Origin of the sequence: Micromonospora sp. DT4 (genome assembly GCF_049841675.1) — a bacterium.
Classification (GTDB): domain Bacteria; phylum Actinomycetota; class Actinomycetes; order Mycobacteriales; family Micromonosporaceae; genus Micromonospora.
Map to the genome: position 1 here is coordinate 24,816 of NZ_JBNCKT010000046.1, position 16,645 is coordinate 41,460.

Below are 16,645 nucleotides of genomic sequence, written 5' to 3' on the forward strand. Positions count from 1 at the left end.
CACGCCACCCGAGGCGGCCCGGTCCCAGCCGCTGATGAGCATCGGTGAGGTGCTGGGTCAGTTGCGGGTGGATTTCCCGGACACCACCATTTCGAAGCTGCGGTTCCTCGAGGCCGAGGGGCTGGTTGAGCCGCAGCGGACGGCGGCGGGTTACCGGAAGTACAGCTGGGACGATGTGGCGCGGTTGCGGTTTGTGTTGACCGCGCAGCGGGACAGGTACCTGCCGTTGCGGGTGATCCGTGAGCAGTTGGCCGAGTGGGATTCGTCCGGTGAGCAGCCGGAGCGGTCGCGGCCGGCGTTGGTGGCGGTGGGGCCTGATGGTGCGGTGCCGGGTCGTGAGTCGGAGCCGGCCGAGTCGTCGCAGGTGCGGCTCGGCCGGGCTGAGTTGGTGGCCCGCAGTGGGATCGACGAGTCGACGCTGGTGGAGTTGGAGCGGCTCGGTGTGCTGGTGTCGGATCCGCCGGGGTGGTATGACGCGGACGCGTTGATCATCGCGTCTGCGGTGGCGGGTTTGGCGGCGTACGGGCTGGAGCCGCGGCATCTGCGGGGTTACCGGACTGCGGCCGATCGTGAGGTCGGGTTGTTCGCGCAGTTGGTGGCGCCGTTGGCGCGGCAGAGTGATCCGGCGGCGCGGGCGCGGGCGGCGGAGACGGCGCGGGAGTTGGTGGCGTTGTCGGAGCAGTTGCACGCGGCGTTGGTGCGGGTGGGGCTGCGGTCGACGTTGGGTCGGTGAGAGTGCCCGGCAGGTGGCGGCGGAGCGGAAAGATCTCTTCGGGGAAGCGTGCCGTAGGCTTGCCGGGGTAACCCCTTTCTGGCGCGGACGTGGTGCTGTAGCGCATGGGACGGCCGTGTTGCGGTCCGTGTACCGTGCAGGGAAGGGCACGGTGCGTAGGTTGACGACGACACGGAGGCGGCGGTGCGCGAGCTGAGCGTGGTCGGAGTTCGGGTGGAGCTGCCCAGCAACCAGCCGATCGTCCTGCTCAGGGAGGTCGAGGGCGAGCGCTATCTGCCGATCTGGATCGGTGCGGTCGAGGCCACGGCCATCGCTTATGAGCAGCAGGGGGTCAAGCCGGCCCGTCCGTTGACGCATGATCTTCTGCGGGATGTGTTGGCGGCGTTGCAGGCGCCGTTGCAGGCGGTGGAGATCACCGAGCTCAAGGAGAACGTGTTCTACGCGGATCTGTTGATCGGTGACGGCGTGCGGGTGTCGGCGCGGCCGAGCGATTCGATCGCGTTGGCGTTGCGGGTTGGTGCGCCCATTCGTTGTGCGGAGCAGGTCCTCAGCGAGGCGGGGATCGTTATCCCCGACGAGCAGGAGGACGAGGTGGAGAAGTTCCGCGAGTTCCTGGAGCAGGTGCGTCCGGAGGACTTCGCGGGCTGAGCGGTTCCGGTTCCCCGTTGGCGTCACGCTGGGTGACGCTGGCGCGTGGTGGTGATCTTTCTCGGTGGCTGCGCGGCGTGTCGCGTCGGTTCCTCCGTGGTAACCCCTGAAGGTGGCGTTAGGGTTGCCGTGTCGAGGGGTGCGCGTCCCGGAAACGATGCGTCACCGCACTGACGGGGAGGTTGTCCGGATGCACGAGCGGCAGGATCCCGATCCGGGTACACAGTTGCGCGAGCCGGGTGCGGCGTCGCCGGGTGTGGCGACTGAGGGTGACGGCTCGGTGGGCTACCGAGGTGTGACGGCGTGCCACGCGGTGGGCATCAGCTATCGGCAGTTGGATTACTGGGCGCGGACGACGTTGGTCGTGCCGAGCGTCCGGGACGCGTCGGGTTCGGGGACGCAGCGGTTGTACTCGTTCCGCGATCTGGTGGTGTTGAAGGTCGTGAAGCGGTTGTTGGATGCGGGGGTGTCCCTGCAGAACATCCGTAAGGCGATTGAGGCGTTGCGGTCGCGTGGTGTGGAGGATTTGGCGGGGATCACGCTGATCTCTGACGGGACGACGGTGTACGAGTGCCGGTCCCCGGAGGAGGTGGTCGACCTGTTGCAGGGTGGGCAGGGCGTGTTCGGAATCGCTATCGGTGGGGCTTTCAAGGAGATCCAGGGCTCGTTGTCGCATCTGCCGGCGGAGCCGGCGGCGAGCGGCCCGGCGGAGCCGGTGGTGGGGTCCGCGTCGGAGCCGGTGGGTGACGAGTTGGCGGCGCGGCGGGCGCGGCGGCGCGCGGGCTGAGTAGCGCTGCGCGTCTGTCGGTGCGCGGTCCGTTGGCGCGGGCGACTTTTTTGGGCCCGGCCGTTTGGTGATTGTGGGTCAGGGCGGTTGACGTCTGGTGGCGGGTCCCCGGCTGGTGGATCCACAGTGGATACGCTGGGTGCCCCTTCGGGGACTGTGGGTGGATCTTTCGGGTTGACGGCAATGACGGTAGTTGCCCACCAGTTGTCGGGAACCGGATAGGGGGGCCATGACCGGAGATCGCGGGCACGCTATGGTCCGTCACGGTCCCCGCCGTGGCGCCTGTGGCACGAGGGCGTCGCGTCGGTGGCCGTAGCCCCTGCGCGTCACCGCGCGCGACCTTTCACCCCGGAAGGAACGACCGTGACGGTTACGGAAGAGACCGCTGCCGCCTCGCACTACGACCGCATCGGCGGCGCGAGTTCGGTGAAGGCTGCCGTCGAGCTGTTCTACGACAAGGTTCTCGCCGATCCCGAGTTGGCGGGCTATTTCGCCACCGTGGACATGCCGACTCAGCGGCGGCACCTGGCGCTGATGTTGACGGTGGTGTTGGGCGGCCCGAACGAGTACGCAGGTCGTGGACTGGCCGAGGCGCACCAGCCGCTGGGCATCACGGCTCAGCACTACGCGATGGTGGGCGCACACCTGATCGCGACGCTGACCGAGCTGGGCGTGCCCGCCGACATCCTGGACGACGTGCGGACAGTGCTGGGGCAGGTGCAGGACCAGGTGGTGTCCACCGGAGAGCGTCCGGGCGTCTGAGCGTGGACGCGGCCCGACTCAAGCAGAGTTGGAACCTCGTCGCCGCGCACGGCGACGAGGTTCCGCTCTACTTCTATTCGACGTTGTTCCTGGGGCATCCAGAGACACGGCAGATGTTCCCGACGAACATGGCGGGACAGCGCGATCGTCTCGTCACCGCATTGGGGCACATCGTGTCGCATGTGGACCAGGTCGATCGGCTGGTGGGTTTCCTGCAGGACCTCGGCGCGGATCACCGTAAGTTCGCGGTGCGCGCGGAGCACTACCCGGCGGTCGGTGAGGCGCTGTTGGCGACGTTGCAGCATTTCCTGGCCGAGCAGTGGACCGACGAGCTGGCCCAGGACTGGGCAGCCGCGTACGGGTTGGTCGCGCAGGTGATGATGGAGGCCGCGCAGGCCGCCGAGGCGGTGAACCCGCCGTGGTGGGCGGCGGAGATCGTGGCCCATGAGCGGCGGGCGTTCGACGTGGCGGTGTTGACGGTGCGTCCGCAGTACCTGTTGCCGTTCACTCCGGGTCAGTCGGTCGGGGTGTCGCATCCGTCGGTGCGGTCGTGGCGGTACTACTCGCCGGCGAACGCGCCGCGCGCGGACGGCACGTTGGAGTTGCATGTGCGGGCCGCTCCGGGTGGCGCGGTGTCATCGCGACTGGTGTACGGCTCGGCGGTGGGTGACCGTGTGAATCTGGCCGCGCCAGTGGGAGAGCGGTTGGCGTTGTGGTCGGCGGGATCCAGTGACCTGCTGCTGTTGACGTCGGGCACGGGCTGGGCGCCGATGAAGGCGTTGGTGGAGCAGGTCGCCGCGGAGGGTTCCCGTCGTCGGGTGGACCTGTATGTGGGTGCGCGTTCACGCAGCGAGTTCTACGACAGCGACGCGATCGACAAGATGGCGTCGTCGTTTCCGTGGTTCACGGTGACGTACGTGGTGGGCGCGGACATGAACCGGCCGGGTGAGTTCGTGCACGCGGTGGACCGGGCGTTGGCCGATGGTGACTGGCGTTCTCGGCACGTGTACGTGTGCGGGTCGGACGAGGTGGTGTCGCACGCGGCGCAGACGTTGGCGCGGGCGGGTTACCACGAGGGCCAGGTGCATCACGAGGGTCTGGGCAAGCAGTGGTACGGCCCGGCGTGGCGTACGGCTGCCCAGCAGTCGAGTGAGGGGGGTGACCGGTGAGCGCGAGGAGTGAGCTTGCGAGCCCCGCAGTCGGGAACGAGAGGCGTGAGCGGTGAGCGCGACCCCGATCAGCCGGTACGACGGGATTCAGGTGTCCGGCGGTGTGCAGGTGCGGATGACCTCCGACCGGGTTCGCCGGTGGGAGTTCGGTACGGCGCCGTTCGCGCGGCGCGGCTACGACCACGCGGACGTGGATCGGTTCCGGGTGCAGATCGCCGACGAGTTGGATCTGTTGGCGACGCAGATCGCGCATCTGCGGGCGGAGAACGAGCGGCTGACCGACCGGGTGGAGTTGCACCGCCACGGGGTGATCCCGAGCACGGCGGCGGCGGCGAATGTGCCGGCGGCCAAGGAGGTGAACCTGCTCTCGGCGGCGCAGCGGGAGGCCGAGCAGATCATCGCGCAGGCACACGACTACGCGCGGCGGGTCGCGGAGTACGCCCGGGTGCAGTACGAGAGTTACATGCGGGCGGCGGCGGAGGAGGCGAAGCAGGAGGCCGAGCGGGCGGTGGCGGAATACCGCAAGTCGGCCGGGGCGAGCTTCGACGACACGGTGGCGACCCGGGAAGCGTTGCGGATCTTCGGCGAGATGATGGTGTCGCACATGCAGGCGGCGGCGCGGCATCTCGACGACGGCAGTGAGCAGTTGGCGCGCACCATGGACCGCATCGCGAAGGAGACGCCGGGGGCGCCCTTCGTGGGTGGCGTGGCGGGACAGACGGCGTTGCCGCGTCACCACCAGCGGTGACCGGCCTCGGGTGCGGCCCCGCGTCCGTGTGGGGCCGCACCCGAGGCCGGCGCTCAGGTGGTGTGGGCGCGGACCGCGTCGGCGAGGGGTGTGGGGCCGCCGACGACTCCCAGGGTCGCCCCGGCGGTGCGGGGTTCGTCGCTGAGGCAGCATGAAGGGGTGACGAAGAGTGTGGAGGAGCTGGCCTCGCTGGTGGCCGGTGGTCAGGTGGTGGTGCTCAGCGGGGCGGGCCTGTCCACCGAGTCAGGTATCCCGGACTATCGGGGGCCCTCCGGGGTGGCTCGCCGGCACGCCCCGATGACCTTCCAGGCGTTCACGCGGGACGCGGTGGCGCGGCGGCGGTACTGGGCGCGCAGCCACCTGGGGTGGCGGTTGATCGCGCGGGCGACGCCGAACGACGGGCACCGGGCGGTCGCGCGGTTGCAGGACGCCGGCCTGGTCGACGCGGTGATCACCCAGAACGTCGACGGGCTACACGGCACGGCGGGCAGCGACCGGGTGGTCGAGTTACACGGGCGCCTGGACGAGGTGACCTGCCTGGACTGCGGCAACCTGACCTCCCGCGAGGAAGTGGACCGGCGGCTGCGCGAGGCCAACCCGGACTTCGTGGCCCGGGTCGCCGCGGTCCACCCGGACGGTGATGTTGATCTCCCTGACGAGCAGGTGGCGCGATTCCGGCCGGTGGACTGCGGGATCTGTGGGACGGGGATGCTGAAACCGGACGTGGTGTTCTTCGGGGAGACAGTGCCGCCGCAGCGGGTGGCGCGGTGTTTCACGCTGGTGGAGCAGGCGCGGGCGGTGATGGTGCTCGGGTCGTCGTTGACGGTCATGTCGGGTCGGCGGTTCGTGATCCGGGCGGCGAAACGGGGCATCGCGGTGGCGATCGTCAACCAGGGGCCGACCCGGGGTGACGGGTACGCCACGGTGCGCGTCGACGCGCCGCTGGGGGAGGTGCTGCCGGCGCTCGCCGAGCGGGTCACCAGCGCGTCGGCGGTGCCGGTGTGACGGCCCCCCGGGGTAGGACATCTGCCGGAAACACCGGCGCTGGTAGCGTTGACCATGCCGGTAGCACCCACGTGGGAGAGACCGCCCGACAGCAGCAGGGGCGGCGCCGAAGGGGCAAATCCTCCCCGGAACCTCTCAGGCAAAAGGACCTCGTGGGCAGGCACTGTGGAGCGCTCCTGCGGGGTGTGACAGAGGGGGAGGCCGACACGTCGACCTCGCCCGGGAGCGCCCCTGATGTCCGTAGAGCAGTTCGCCACCCGTCACATCGGTCCCGGACCGGACGACGAGCGCCGCATGCTGGAAGCCGTCGGACACGACTCGATCGACGAGCTGATGGACGCCGCGATCCCCGAGGTGATCCGCTGGCACGGCACCCTCGACCTGCCCGATCCGGCCACCGAGGCCGAGGCCATCGCCGAGCTGCGGGCTTTGGCGGCCCGCAACACCGTCGCCGTGTCGATGATCGGTCTGGGCTACCACGGCACCCACACCCCGGCGGTGATCCGCCGCAACGTCCTGGAGGACCCGGCCTGGTACACGGCGTACACGCCGTACCAGCCGGAGATCAGCCAGGGCCGCCTGGAGGCGCTGCTGAACTTCCAGACGATGGTCACCGACCTGACCGGCCTGGCGACCGCGAACGCCTCGATGCTCGACGAGGGCACGGCCGCGGCGGAGGCGATGACCCTCGCGCGGCGGGCGTCCAAGAGCAAGAGCCGGGTGTACGTCATCGACGCCGACGCCCTGCCGCAGACCATCGCGGTGATCACCAGCCGGGCGGTGCCGCTCGGCATCGACGTGCGGGTCCTCGACGTCGAACGCGACGAGTTGCCGGCGGAGTTCTTCGGTCTGCACCTGCAGTACCCGGGGGCGTCCGGGGCGGTGCGCGACCACGCGCGTCTGGTGGAGGCGGCACACGCCGTGGGGGCCCTGGTCACGGTCGCGGCGGACCTGCTGGCGTTGACGCTGCTGCGGGCGCCGGGGGAGATCGGCGCGGACATCGCCGCCGGCACCACCCAACGTTTCGGCGTACCCATGGGCTTCGGTGGGCCGCACGCCGGCTACCTGGCGGTGCGCGCGGGCCTGGAGCGGATGCTGCCCGGACGCCTCGTCGGGGTGTCCCGGGACGCGGACGGCAACCCGGCCTACCGGCTGGCGTTGCAGACCCGTGAGCAGCACATCCGGCGGGAGAAGGCGACCAGCAACATCTGCACCGCGCAGGTGCTCCTCGCGGTGATGGCCGGCATGTACGCCGTCTACCACGGCCCGGGCGGGCTGCGGGACATCGCGGCGCGTACCCATGACATGGCGGTGCGGCTCGCGGCCGGACTGCGCGCCGGCGGCGTGGACGTCGCGGACGTCGCGTTCTTCGACACCGTCACCGCGCGCGTGCCGGGCGGCGCGGCGCGGGTCGTCGCGGCGGCGGCCGAGCGTGGGGTGAACCTGCGGCTGGTCGACGCCGACCGGGTGGGGATGTCCTGCGACGAGACGACCACCGACGCGCACCTGCGCGCGGTGTGGGCGGCGTTCGGTGTGCCCGCGTTCGACGGCGACGCGGACGCGGCCATGCCCGCCGACCTGACGCGCGGCACCGACTTCCTGACCCACCCGGTGTTCCGCAGCCACCACTCGGAGACGGCGATGCTGCGCTACCTGCGGCGGCTGTCGGACTTCGACTACGCCCTGGACCGGGGCATGATCCCGCTGGGGTCGTGCACGATGAAGCTGAACGCGACCACCGAGATGGAGCCGGTGAGCTGGGCGGAGTTCGCGCACATCCACCCGTTCGCGCCGGACTCACAGACCGCCGGGTACCGGGAGATGATCGGCCAACTGGAGTCGTGGCTGGCCGAGGTGACCGGCTACGACGCGGTCAGCGTGCAACCCAACGCCGGCTCCCAGGGTGAGCTGGCCGGGCTGCTGGCGATCCGCTCGTACCACGCGTCGCGGGGTGAGACGCACCGCGACGTGTGCCTGATCCCGTCGTCGGCGCACGGCACGAACGCGGCCAGCGCGGTCATGGCCGGCATGCGGGTGGTCGTGGTGGCCTGCGACGACAACGGCAACGTCGACCTCGTCGACCTCGACGCGAAGATCGACAAGCATCGGGACGCCCTCGCCGCGATCATGGTGACGTACCCGTCGACGCACGGCGTGTACGAAACGGGCATCGCGTCGCTGTGCGCGAAGGTCCACGACGTCGGCGGTCAGGTGTACGTCGACGGCGCGAACCTCAACGCCCTCGTCGGGTTCGCCAAGCCCGGCAAGTTCGGCGCGGACGTGTCGCACCTGAACCTGCACAAGACGTTCTGCATCCCGCACGGCGGCGGCGGCCCCGGTGTCGGCCCGGTGGCGGTGCGCGCGCACCTGGCACCGTTCCTGCCCGGTGACCCGCTGGGCGCGCACATCGACGCCACCCCGGCGATCTCGGCGGCGAAGTACGGGTCCGCGGGCATCCTGCCAATCCCGTGGGCGTACCTGCGGATGATGGGCGCCGAGGGGCTGACCCGGGCCACCGGCGTGGCGGTCCTCGCCGCGAACTACGTGGCGGCGCGCCTGCGCGGGCACTTCGGCGTGCTGTACACCGGCAACAAGGGCCTGGTGGCGCACGAGTGCATCCTCGACCTGCGGCCGTTGACGAAGGCGACCGGGGTGAGCGTCGACGACGTGGCGAAGCGGCTCATCGACTACGGCTTCCACGCGCCCACGATGTCGTTCCCCGTCGCCGGGACGCTGATGGTCGAGCCGACCGAGAGCGAGGACCTCGCCGAGCTGGACCGGTTCTGCGACGCGATGATCGCCATCCGGGCGGAGATCGAGCAGGTCGCCACGGGCCAGTGGCCGGCGGGGGACAACCCCCTGGCGAACGCGCCGCACACCGCGGCGATGGTCAGCGGCGACGAGTGGCCGCACCCGTACCCGCGGTCGGTGGGCGCGTACCCGGCCGGGGTGGACCGGGCGGGGAAGTACTGGCCGCCGGTGCGGCGCATCGACGGCGCGTACGGCGACCGGAACCTGGTCTGCTCGTGCCCGTCGCCAGAGGCGTTCGAAGACTGACGACGGGCGCGCCGGGGCGGGCGGTCCGGGCCGCCCCGGCCACCGCTGCGACCTGCACTAGCCTGGTCGACGGCGGCGGTGTGGTGACGCTGGGTGGTCGTTCAGGCCACGAGGGCGTGGCGGGCGGGGCCGCGGTGCGGTGCGATGCTGCTGCCGTCGGGCAGCAGTTCGCCGGTGTCCTCAAAGACGATGACACCGTTGCAGAGCAGGCTCCAGCCCTGCTCAGGGAAGCAGGCGAGGACCCGGGCGGCTTCCCGGTCGGTAGCTTCAGCTAAGGGGCAGGTCGGTTGGTGCTGGCACATCGGGTTCTCCGGACTGTGGGGGCACTGTGTCATGGTTCACATGACCAGTGACGCACAGTACCAAGCGAAAGTGTCCAACATCGAGCAGGTGCCGGCCTGGCGCACGGGAAATCCACTGAACGGATGAGGAAGATCGGACCATACGGCGTGGAAACGCTCCCACAGGTGCCGGTCGATGCACCCGCCGCACCACCCCGATGCCGCGACACCCTCGTCGAACGCGCCCGCCTCCAGTGGCATCGCACCGACGGCGGCGACCCCGCCGTACTCGCCGAGGAGTTCCTGACCGCGCACGGCCTCGACCTGCGCGACCTGAGCCGACCCGCGCCCACCCACCCGCCCGGCGACGCCTGCGGCGCAGCGCTCTACCTCTCCGCCGCCGCCGGCGCGCTGCTGGCCGGCACCCCCACCACCGCACCCGAACCCGCGCCCACCCTGCCCGACCTCGCCGTCGTCGTCTACGACCACGGGCCCACCCGAACCGCCCCCGTCGACACGCCCACACCCTGGTGGCTCGGCCCGTGGACCGAGAGCTGGACACCCGAGCAGCACGCCGCCGCCATCGACGCCGTCCGCGCCGCCATCGGCCGCGGCGACATCTACCAGACCAACCTCGTCGGCCACGCCGCCGCCCCCTACACCGGCGACCCCCTGCCCGCCCTGCGCCGCCTCGGCACGCTACCCGGCGCCCGCTACGGCGGAGTCCTCACCGGCGACGGCTGGGCCATCGGCTGCGCCTCCCCAGAAACCCTCATCGAGGTCCGCGACGGGCAGCTCATCACCCGACCCATCAAAGGCACCCGCCCCGCCACCGCCACCGGCCACGCCGAACTACTCGCCAGCGCCAAGGAACGCGCCGAACACATCATGATCGTCGACCTGGAACGCAACGACCTCGCCCGCGTCGCCCGCACCGGCACCGTTACCGTCGACGAACTGTTCGCCGTACGCCGCTGGTGCAACCTGTGGCAGGCCGAGTCCACCATCCGCGCGACCGCCGCCGACAGCCTCGGCCTCGCCGACCTGCTGCGCGCCACCTGCCCCGGCGGCTCCGTCACCGGCGCGCCGAAACTCGCCGCCCTCACCCACATCGCCGCCGCGGAACCCGTCGGCCGGGGCGCCAGCATGGGCGCCCTCGGCTGGGTCGCGCCCGGCCGCGTCGACCTCGGCCTGACCATCCGCACCGCCGCCGCCGACGGCGAAGCCCTGCACACCTGGGCCGGCGGCGGCATCACCTGGGACAGCGACCCCGCCGCCGAGGTCGCCGAAGCCGCCGCGAAGACCGCCCCCGTACGCGCCACCCTGACCGGCCGCTGACACCACCACCGTCGGCGATACCCTGACCATATGACCATGCGGCCCATCCGGATCATCGGCGACCCCGTCCTGCGCACCGAATGCGAGCCGGTCACCACCTTCGACGCCGAGCTACGCGCCCTGGTCACCGACCTCATGGACACCCTGCTCGGCAAGCCCGGCCGCGCCGGCGTCGCCGCACCGCAAATCGGCGTCAGCGCCCAGGTCTTCGTCTACGACGCCGACGGGCACCGCGGCCACCTGATCAACCCCACCCTCGAGCTGTCCGACGAACTCCAGGACGACGAGGAGGGCTGCCTGTCCATCCCCGGGCTGTACTTCCCGACCGTCCGGGCCCTGCACGCCACCGCCCACGGCGTCGACCAGCACGGCGAACCGTTGACCATCACCGGCAGCGGATTCCTCGCCCGCGCCCTGCAACACGAGACCGACCACCTACGCGGCACCCTCTACGTCGACACCCTGCGCGGCGACACCCGCCGCAAAGCCCTGCGCGAGATCCGCGCCGGCCGCTTCGACTCACCCAGCCGCCGCGGCTGAACCCCACGACCTCACCCGACCACCCACTGGTCGTGACCCAACTTCGCGACCAACGCCGCCACCACCACCAGCAGCACCACCCGCACGAACCCCGCCCCGCGCCGCAACGCCATCCGCGCACCCACCACCGCGCCAACGATGTTGCACACCGCCATGGCCGCGCCCAGCAACCACCACACATGCCCGGTCAGCCCGAACACCACCAACGCACCCAGATTCGTGCCCGCGTTGACGACCTTCGCCATCGCCGACCCGTGCACGAAGTCCGCACCGACCAACACCGTGAACGCCACCACCAGGAACGTCCCCGTACCCGGCCCGATCAACCCGTCGTACAGGGCGATACCCACACCGGCCACACCGATCGCCACCGCGACCCGCGCCGGCGTCCGCCGCGCCGGCACCGCCACCACCCCCAGCCGGGGACGCAACAACACGAACACCGCCACCGCCACCAGGACCACCAACACCACCGGCCGGTACGCCGACGCCGGCACCGCCCCGGCCAACGCCGCGCCCACCCCCGCACTGAGCACCGCCACACCCGCCGCCGGCCCCGCCACCCGCCAGTCGACCTTCGTCCGCCGCCCGTACGTCGCCGCCGCCGTCGTCGTACCGAAGATCGCCGCCAACTTGTTCGTGCCCAGCGCGGTAGCCACCGGCAACCCCGGAGCAGCCACCAACAACGCCGGCAGCAGCAACAAACCACCACCACCGACCACGGCATCCACCCACCCGGCCATCGCCGCGGCGGCCAGCAGAGTACTCAGCGAAACGGCGTCCACGGCCGGCAATTCTCCCCACCCGACGCGCCCGACCGGCCCCCGAAGTGGCAAGACTCACCGGTCACCGACTCCGCGCACGCCGCAACCACACCCCCAACGCGCCGACCGCCACGAACACCACCATCGAACACAGCAACACCTTCACCACCCGGCAGCCCTGCCACGGGGACGTAAGGTGCAGGAGTGCGCCTGGCCACCTTCAACCTGCTGCACGGACGATCCCTCACCGACGGCCTCGTCGACCCCGACCGACTCACCGCCGCCGTACGCGCCCTCGACGCCGACGTCCTCGCCCTCCAGGAGGTCGACCGCGACCAGCACCGCAGCGGCAACCTCGACCTCACCGCCATCGCCGCCCACGCCCTCGACGCGCCACACCACCGCTTCGCCGCCGCCGTCGTTGGCACCCCCGGCGAACGGTTCCGCCCCCTGCGCCACGACGACGACGGCCACGGCGAACCCTGCTACGGCATCGGCCTGATCAGCCGCCACCCCGTCCGCAGCTGGCACATCACCCGACTCAAACCCGCACCCGTACGCTCACCGGTCTACGTCCCCGGCCCCGGCGGCGGCCTCATCCTCCTGGACGACGAACCCCGCGTCGTCCTCGCCGCCATCCTGGACACCCCCCACGGCCCTCTCACCGTCGCCGCGACCCACCTGTCCTTCGTGCCCGGCTGGAACGCCCGCCAACTCCGCCAGGCCCTGCGCGCGCTACCCGCCCCCCGCGTCCTGCTCGGCGACCTCAATCTCCCCGCCGGCCCGGCCCGACTCGTGTCCCGCTGGCAGCCGCTGGGCCGACGCCCCACCTACCCCGCCGGACAACCCCGCGTCCAACTCGACCACATCCTCGCCGACCGGCACGCCCTCGAGCAGCTCCCACCCGTACGGGCCGTCACCGCGCCGGCGTCCACCATCTCCGACCACCGACCCCTACTGGTCGACCTCGGCTGACCAACACACCCCAACCCCGCCGCGTCACCCTCGGCGCGCCGCGTCACCCTCGGCCGGCGCCAGAGCAGCCAACACCCGATGGGTACGACTCGCGCGGATCGCCTCACGCTGCTGCCCGGCCGTCACCTCGATGTACGTCTGCGACGACGCCAGGGATGCGTGCCCCAACAGCCGCATGATCTCCGCCGCGCCCGCGCCGTCCTCCGCCAACCGGGTCGCGAACGTGTGCCGCAACGCGTGCAACCGCGCACCCTTGGGCACCCGGTCACCGATACCCGCCCGCCGGTAACAGGACTCGACCAGATACTGCAGACCACCACGGCGCAGCGGCTCACCCCGCCGATCCACCAAAAGCGGCGAGTCGGTGCGTACCGACCGCGACCCGAAACGCCGCGCCCGACTGTCCAGATAGTCCATCAGCACCCGGTCCAGATCCACCTCGATCGGCACCACCCGGGGCCGCCCACCCTTGCCCGCCACCTCCACACGCCGCTCACCCGGACGCCCACCCAGCGACCCGACCCGCAACCCGAGCAGCTCTGACAGGCGCAGCCCGGCGCACAGCGCCACCGCCAGCACCGCCACGTCCCGCTCCGGCCACGGGTCTCGCTGCCGCCCGTCGTCACGCGCCACCGACGCCAGCAGCACCTCGGGAGTGTCCGCGCCGCGCAGCGGCTTCGGCTCGGGCAGGACGGCCCGGGGTCGGTCGACCGCCGGCATCGGGTTGCCCGCCACCACTCCGTCGGTCACCAGGAAGGTGAAGAAGCTGTTCCAGGTGGACCAGGCGCGGTGCACCGACGCGGGGGCCCGGGGAGCGGCGAAGCGGGCGAACGCCGCCCGCAGCACACGGGGGGAGAGGTTGGTGATTCTCAGCTCGTCGAGGGGGAGGGGAGTGGCGTCAGCCTCGGCAACCAGGGCGGCCACGGCGTGCAGATCACGTCGGTAGGCCGCCAGGGTGTGGGGGGAGGGCTTACGGGTGGCCCGAGCGGTCAGGAACTCCTCGATCAGCACCTTGAGCGATTCGTCCCGTTTGTCATGCATAAGGGATATTATGCAGCATTTTCGCGTTGCCGGAAAGGCCCGGGGAGGGGGAGGCGCAACAGCCTGGCCGGGACATCGCTGGTTCCCGGCGACCCGACGGGGCCACGCGCGCAGCCGCACGGCGGGCGACCACAGACATCCGACCACGCCGGTCGGACAGTGCGGGCATCCGGCTGGCGGGCAGGGCCTCGCCGACAGCGGGGCGAGCGCGACGCTGGCGTCCGGATGACCGCAGCCGAAACGACGCCCGCCGGGCGGCGCCGACCGCAGCGGTACGACGGCGGCTGCGTCGCCGGGACTGGCCACCCACGTCGCGTCCGCCCGCCATCGCGCGCTGCGCCAGCGAGATCTTGGTCAGTTTCCGTTAGCTGCTAACGGAAACTGACCAAGATCTCGCTCTTGTCCCTGACACGGGCCGGGGGCGGCCCCCGGTCGGGGGGCCCTTCTCAACTTTACATAATGTGCATTATCGAATGTCGACCGGGGCCCGGAGATTGACCCGGTGGGCTAGCGTGTCGTCGATCCACTGGGGAGATTCCCCGCAGCTTTGTAGGGAAAGAAGCAACTACGTGTCTTTGTGGAAGAAGACCGCGGTCGTCGCGGTCTCGGCGCTCACCGCACTCGCCGCCTCCGCCTGCGGCGTGGCGACCGGCTCGTCGGGCTCGTCCGACGCACCGAAGCAGTCCAGCGTCCTGGAACTGCTCGCCAGCGACCTCAAGGGGTCGCTGCAGAAGACGATGGACACCACCGACAAGAGCGACTCGGTGACCCTGACGATGACGGGCACCGCCGGTGGCCAGAAGATCTCGATGCAGGGTGTCCTGGACCTGGGCGACCCGGTCAAGGCCGAGATGACGATGGCGGATCCGAAGGACGGCCCGACCATCGTCCGGCTGATCGGGACCGCGTTCTACGTCGAGGTGCCGGCGAAGAACCGCGCCACCATGGGCGGTAAGCGCTGGCTGAAGATGGACATGGGCAGCATCGGCCAGCAGGCCGGGATGGACTTCAGCAAGCAGTTCGAGGACATCGACCCGACCAAGCAGGTCAAGACGCTGCTCGCGTCCGAGGGCGTGACGGTCGTCGGCGAGGAGACGGTCAACGGGGCGAAGACGGTCCACTACACCGTCACCACTCCGGTGGCGACGCAGCTGGCGCAGGTCGACGCCAAGCTGCGGGACGCTGTCGAGAAGCAGTTCGCCGCCGCGGGCGTCAAGGAGGTCAAGGTCGACCTCTGGGTCGACGAGCAGTACCGGCCGCGTCGTGCGGCCACGGTCATGGGCGCGCTGGGCGACATCGTCGTCGACTACACCGACTACGGCAAGGCGGTCACCATCGAGACGCCTCCGCCGGCGGAGACCACTGACTTCGCCGAGATGTTGCAGGGGCTGAGCACCGACAACTGATTCCAGGCGGTGTGACTCTGCCCGGCCAGCGCGGAGACGCGGCGGCCGGGCATTGTCGTTTCCGCCGCCCTCTCCCCCAGCTCCGCTTGTCGACCTGATCGGGTATCAGTGCGGCACGCCGGCTGGGAACTCCTCGACCCCCAGCACGCGCAGCAGCTCAAGCTTCTCCCGGGCCTCTGCGTCGGCCGGGGTCAGCACCAGCAGTTGCTGGCCCAGGTCGGGGGTGACGAGGGTTTCACAGTCCATCGTGACGCGGCCGACGCGCGGGTGCCGGAACGTCTTGCGGTCGGCCCGGCGCACCGCCACCTCGTGCTCGGCCCACAGTCGGCGGAAGTCGTCGCTCGCCGCCCGCAACCGTTCGATCAGGCTTGTCACCACGGGGTCGCCGGCCCGCCGGCCGGCCACGGCGCGCAGGTCGGCGACCTGCTGGCGGGCGTGCCGCTGCCATTCGTCGGGGCCGTGGAGGTCGCGAATGGTCGGGTCGGTGAAGTAGCGGTACGCGACGTAGCGTCGATCGCCGGTCAGCCCGGTGGTCTGGTCGCCGCTGAGCAGGATCGACATGCGGTTCTGGGCCAGGATCTCGCCGAGGTCGGACAGGACCATGGCGGGGGTGTCGCCCACCAGGTCGAGCATGCGGACCAGGCCGGTCCGGGCGAGGCGGGCGGTGCCGTCGGCGGGCGGTGGCTGGTGGCCGGCCAGGTGGAACAGGTGGTTTCGCTCGTCGTCGGTCAGGCGCAGGGCGCGGGCCAGGGCGCCGAGCAGCTGGGTCGACGGCTGGCTGCTGCGGCCCTGCTCGATGCGGACGACGTAGTCGACGGACATGCCCGCGAGCATGGCGACCTCCTCGCGGCGCAGGCCGGCGGTGCGGCGGCGGGAGCCCCCGGCGATGCCGACTTCGGCGGGGCGGATGGCCTCGCGCCGGCGCCGCAGGAAGTCGGCGAGCTGCTCACGCTGCATGCCTCCATGCTGCCTCGGGGGCTGGGCGCCGAGCCAGGGAGTGGCGGTCCCACGATAAGCGCTCCGCTGCCGGCGGGCTGGGGTGCGGCGCAGGGTGGAGGCGAGATCGACCGTTGAGGGAGAGTTTCGATGCAGACACGCACTCTGGGCAACATGGGTCCCACGGTTTCGGCGGTGGGGCTGGGGGCGATGAGCATGTCGGGCGCGTACGGCCCGGCCGATCGTGAGGAGAGCATCGCCACCGTACGGGCCGCGTTGGACGCCGGGGTCACGCTTGTCGACACCGGCGATTTCTATGGGATGGGGCACAACGAGCTGCTGCTGTCGGAGGCGTTGCGGGGACGCGAGCGGGACAGCTATTGACCCGTAACCCAAATGGTTTGTGATCGTTTGGGGTGTATGGGCGTTACGGTGCGGGACGCGCGTCGGCTTTC

17 protein-coding genes and 1 riboswitch are annotated in these 16,645 nt (G+C 71.0%); of the genes, 13 read left to right on the forward strand and 4 right to left on the reverse strand.

The window, feature by feature from the left end:
- The first annotated feature begins 34 nt into the window (after positions 1-34).
- The 8 genes from ACLQ24_RS15395 (at position 35) to gcvP (ending at position 8,909) form a co-directional block, all read left to right on the forward strand.
- Positions 35-733, forward strand: coding sequence for a MerR family transcriptional regulator (locus ACLQ24_RS15395; protein ID WP_425892253.1), 699 nt, complete (start codon positions 35-37; stop codon positions 731-733).
- A 183-nt stretch (positions 734-916) separates the two neighbouring features.
- Positions 917-1,381, forward strand: coding sequence for a bifunctional nuclease family protein (locus ACLQ24_RS15400; RefSeq protein ID WP_425892229.1), 465 nt, complete (start codon positions 917-919; stop codon positions 1,379-1,381).
- Positions 1,382-1,571: 190 nt separating this feature from the next.
- Entirely contained in the window at positions 1,572-2,168 is a 597-nt protein-coding gene (locus ACLQ24_RS15405) for a MerR family transcriptional regulator (RefSeq protein ID WP_425892231.1), read from the forward strand.
- Between the two features lie 363 nt (positions 2,169-2,531).
- Entirely contained in the window at positions 2,532-2,930 is a 399-nt protein-coding gene (locus ACLQ24_RS15410; RefSeq protein ID WP_425892233.1) for a group I truncated hemoglobin, read from the forward strand.
- Between the two features lie 2 nt (positions 2,931-2,932).
- Positions 2,933-4,099 carry a globin domain-containing protein gene (locus ACLQ24_RS15415; protein WP_425892234.1) on the forward strand — a complete coding sequence of 389 codons (1,167 nt, stop codon included), beginning with the start codon at positions 2,933-2,935 and terminating at the stop codon, positions 4,097-4,099.
- 52 nt (positions 4,100-4,151) lie between these two features.
- Complete coding sequence (locus tag ACLQ24_RS15420) at positions 4,152-4,847, forward strand: DivIVA domain-containing protein (protein ID WP_425892236.1); 696 nt, start codon at positions 4,152-4,154, stop codon at positions 4,845-4,847.
- Positions 4,848-5,006: 159 nt separating this feature from the next.
- Positions 5,007-5,852, forward strand: a complete 846-nt coding sequence (locus tag ACLQ24_RS15425; protein WP_425892237.1) for an NAD-dependent protein deacetylase — start codon at positions 5,007-5,009, stop codon at positions 5,850-5,852.
- Positions 5,853-5,914: 62 nt separating this feature from the next.
- A riboswitch (glycine riboswitch) is annotated at positions 5,915-6,013 on the forward strand.
- Between the two features lie 73 nt (positions 6,014-6,086).
- Positions 6,087-8,909, forward strand: a complete 2,823-nt coding sequence (gene gcvP, locus ACLQ24_RS15430) for an aminomethyl-transferring glycine dehydrogenase (RefSeq protein ID WP_425892239.1) — start codon at positions 6,087-6,089, stop codon at positions 8,907-8,909.
- A gap of 101 nt (positions 8,910-9,010) precedes the next feature.
- Here the strand turns inward: gcvP and ACLQ24_RS15435 are convergent, their stop codons facing one another.
- On the reverse strand, positions 9,011-9,211 hold the full coding sequence (locus tag ACLQ24_RS15435) for a DUF5999 family protein (RefSeq protein ID WP_234586185.1): 201 nt from the start codon (positions 9,209-9,211) through the stop codon (positions 9,011-9,013).
- Positions 9,212-9,307: 96 nt separating this feature from the next.
- Here ACLQ24_RS15435 and ACLQ24_RS15440 point away from each other — a divergent pair, with 96 nt between their 5' ends.
- Both ACLQ24_RS15440 and def read left to right on the forward strand, forming a co-directional pair.
- Entirely contained in the window at positions 9,308-10,528 is a 1,221-nt protein-coding gene (locus ACLQ24_RS15440; protein WP_425892255.1) for a chorismate-binding protein, read from the forward strand.
- Between the two features lie 30 nt (positions 10,529-10,558).
- A complete protein-coding gene (gene def, locus ACLQ24_RS15445) occupies positions 10,559-11,068 on the forward strand; it encodes a peptide deformylase (RefSeq protein WP_425892241.1) in 510 nt (169 codons plus the stop codon).
- Positions 11,069-11,079: 11 nt separating this feature from the next.
- On the opposite strand, the gene ACLQ24_RS15450 is transcribed toward def, so the two are convergent.
- The gene (locus ACLQ24_RS15450) at positions 11,080-11,853 is read right to left on the reverse strand and encodes a sulfite exporter TauE/SafE family protein (protein ID WP_425892243.1); all 774 of its coding nucleotides are present in this window, start codon (positions 11,851-11,853) and stop codon (positions 11,080-11,082) included.
- 183 nt (positions 11,854-12,036) lie between these two features.
- Here ACLQ24_RS15450 and ACLQ24_RS15455 point away from each other — a divergent pair, with 183 nt between their 5' ends.
- Entirely contained in the window at positions 12,037-12,807 is a 771-nt protein-coding gene (locus ACLQ24_RS15455) for an endonuclease/exonuclease/phosphatase family protein (protein ID WP_425892244.1), read from the forward strand.
- A 24-nt stretch (positions 12,808-12,831) separates the two neighbouring features.
- On the opposite strand, the gene ACLQ24_RS15460 is transcribed toward ACLQ24_RS15455, so the two are convergent.
- Positions 12,832-13,848 carry a tyrosine-type recombinase/integrase gene (locus ACLQ24_RS15460; protein WP_425892246.1) on the reverse strand — a complete coding sequence of 339 codons (1,017 nt, stop codon included), beginning with the start codon at positions 13,846-13,848 and terminating at the stop codon, positions 12,832-12,834.
- A gap of 569 nt (positions 13,849-14,417) precedes the next feature.
- Between ACLQ24_RS15460 and ACLQ24_RS15465 the strand changes: the two genes are divergently transcribed.
- Complete coding sequence (locus ACLQ24_RS15465; protein WP_425892247.1) at positions 14,418-15,254, forward strand: hypothetical protein; 837 nt, start codon at positions 14,418-14,420, stop codon at positions 15,252-15,254.
- Between the two features lie 105 nt (positions 15,255-15,359).
- On the opposite strand, the gene ACLQ24_RS15470 is transcribed toward ACLQ24_RS15465, so the two are convergent.
- Entirely contained in the window at positions 15,360-16,211 is an 852-nt protein-coding gene (locus ACLQ24_RS15470) for a helix-turn-helix transcriptional regulator (protein WP_425892248.1), read from the reverse strand.
- A 129-nt stretch (positions 16,212-16,340) separates the two neighbouring features.
- On the opposite strand from ACLQ24_RS15470, the gene ACLQ24_RS15475 reads away from it, so the two are divergent.
- Positions 16,341-16,574, forward strand: a complete 234-nt coding sequence (locus tag ACLQ24_RS15475) for an aldo/keto reductase (protein ID WP_425892250.1) — start codon at positions 16,341-16,343, stop codon at positions 16,572-16,574.
- Positions 16,575-16,645 lie beyond the last annotated feature (71 nt).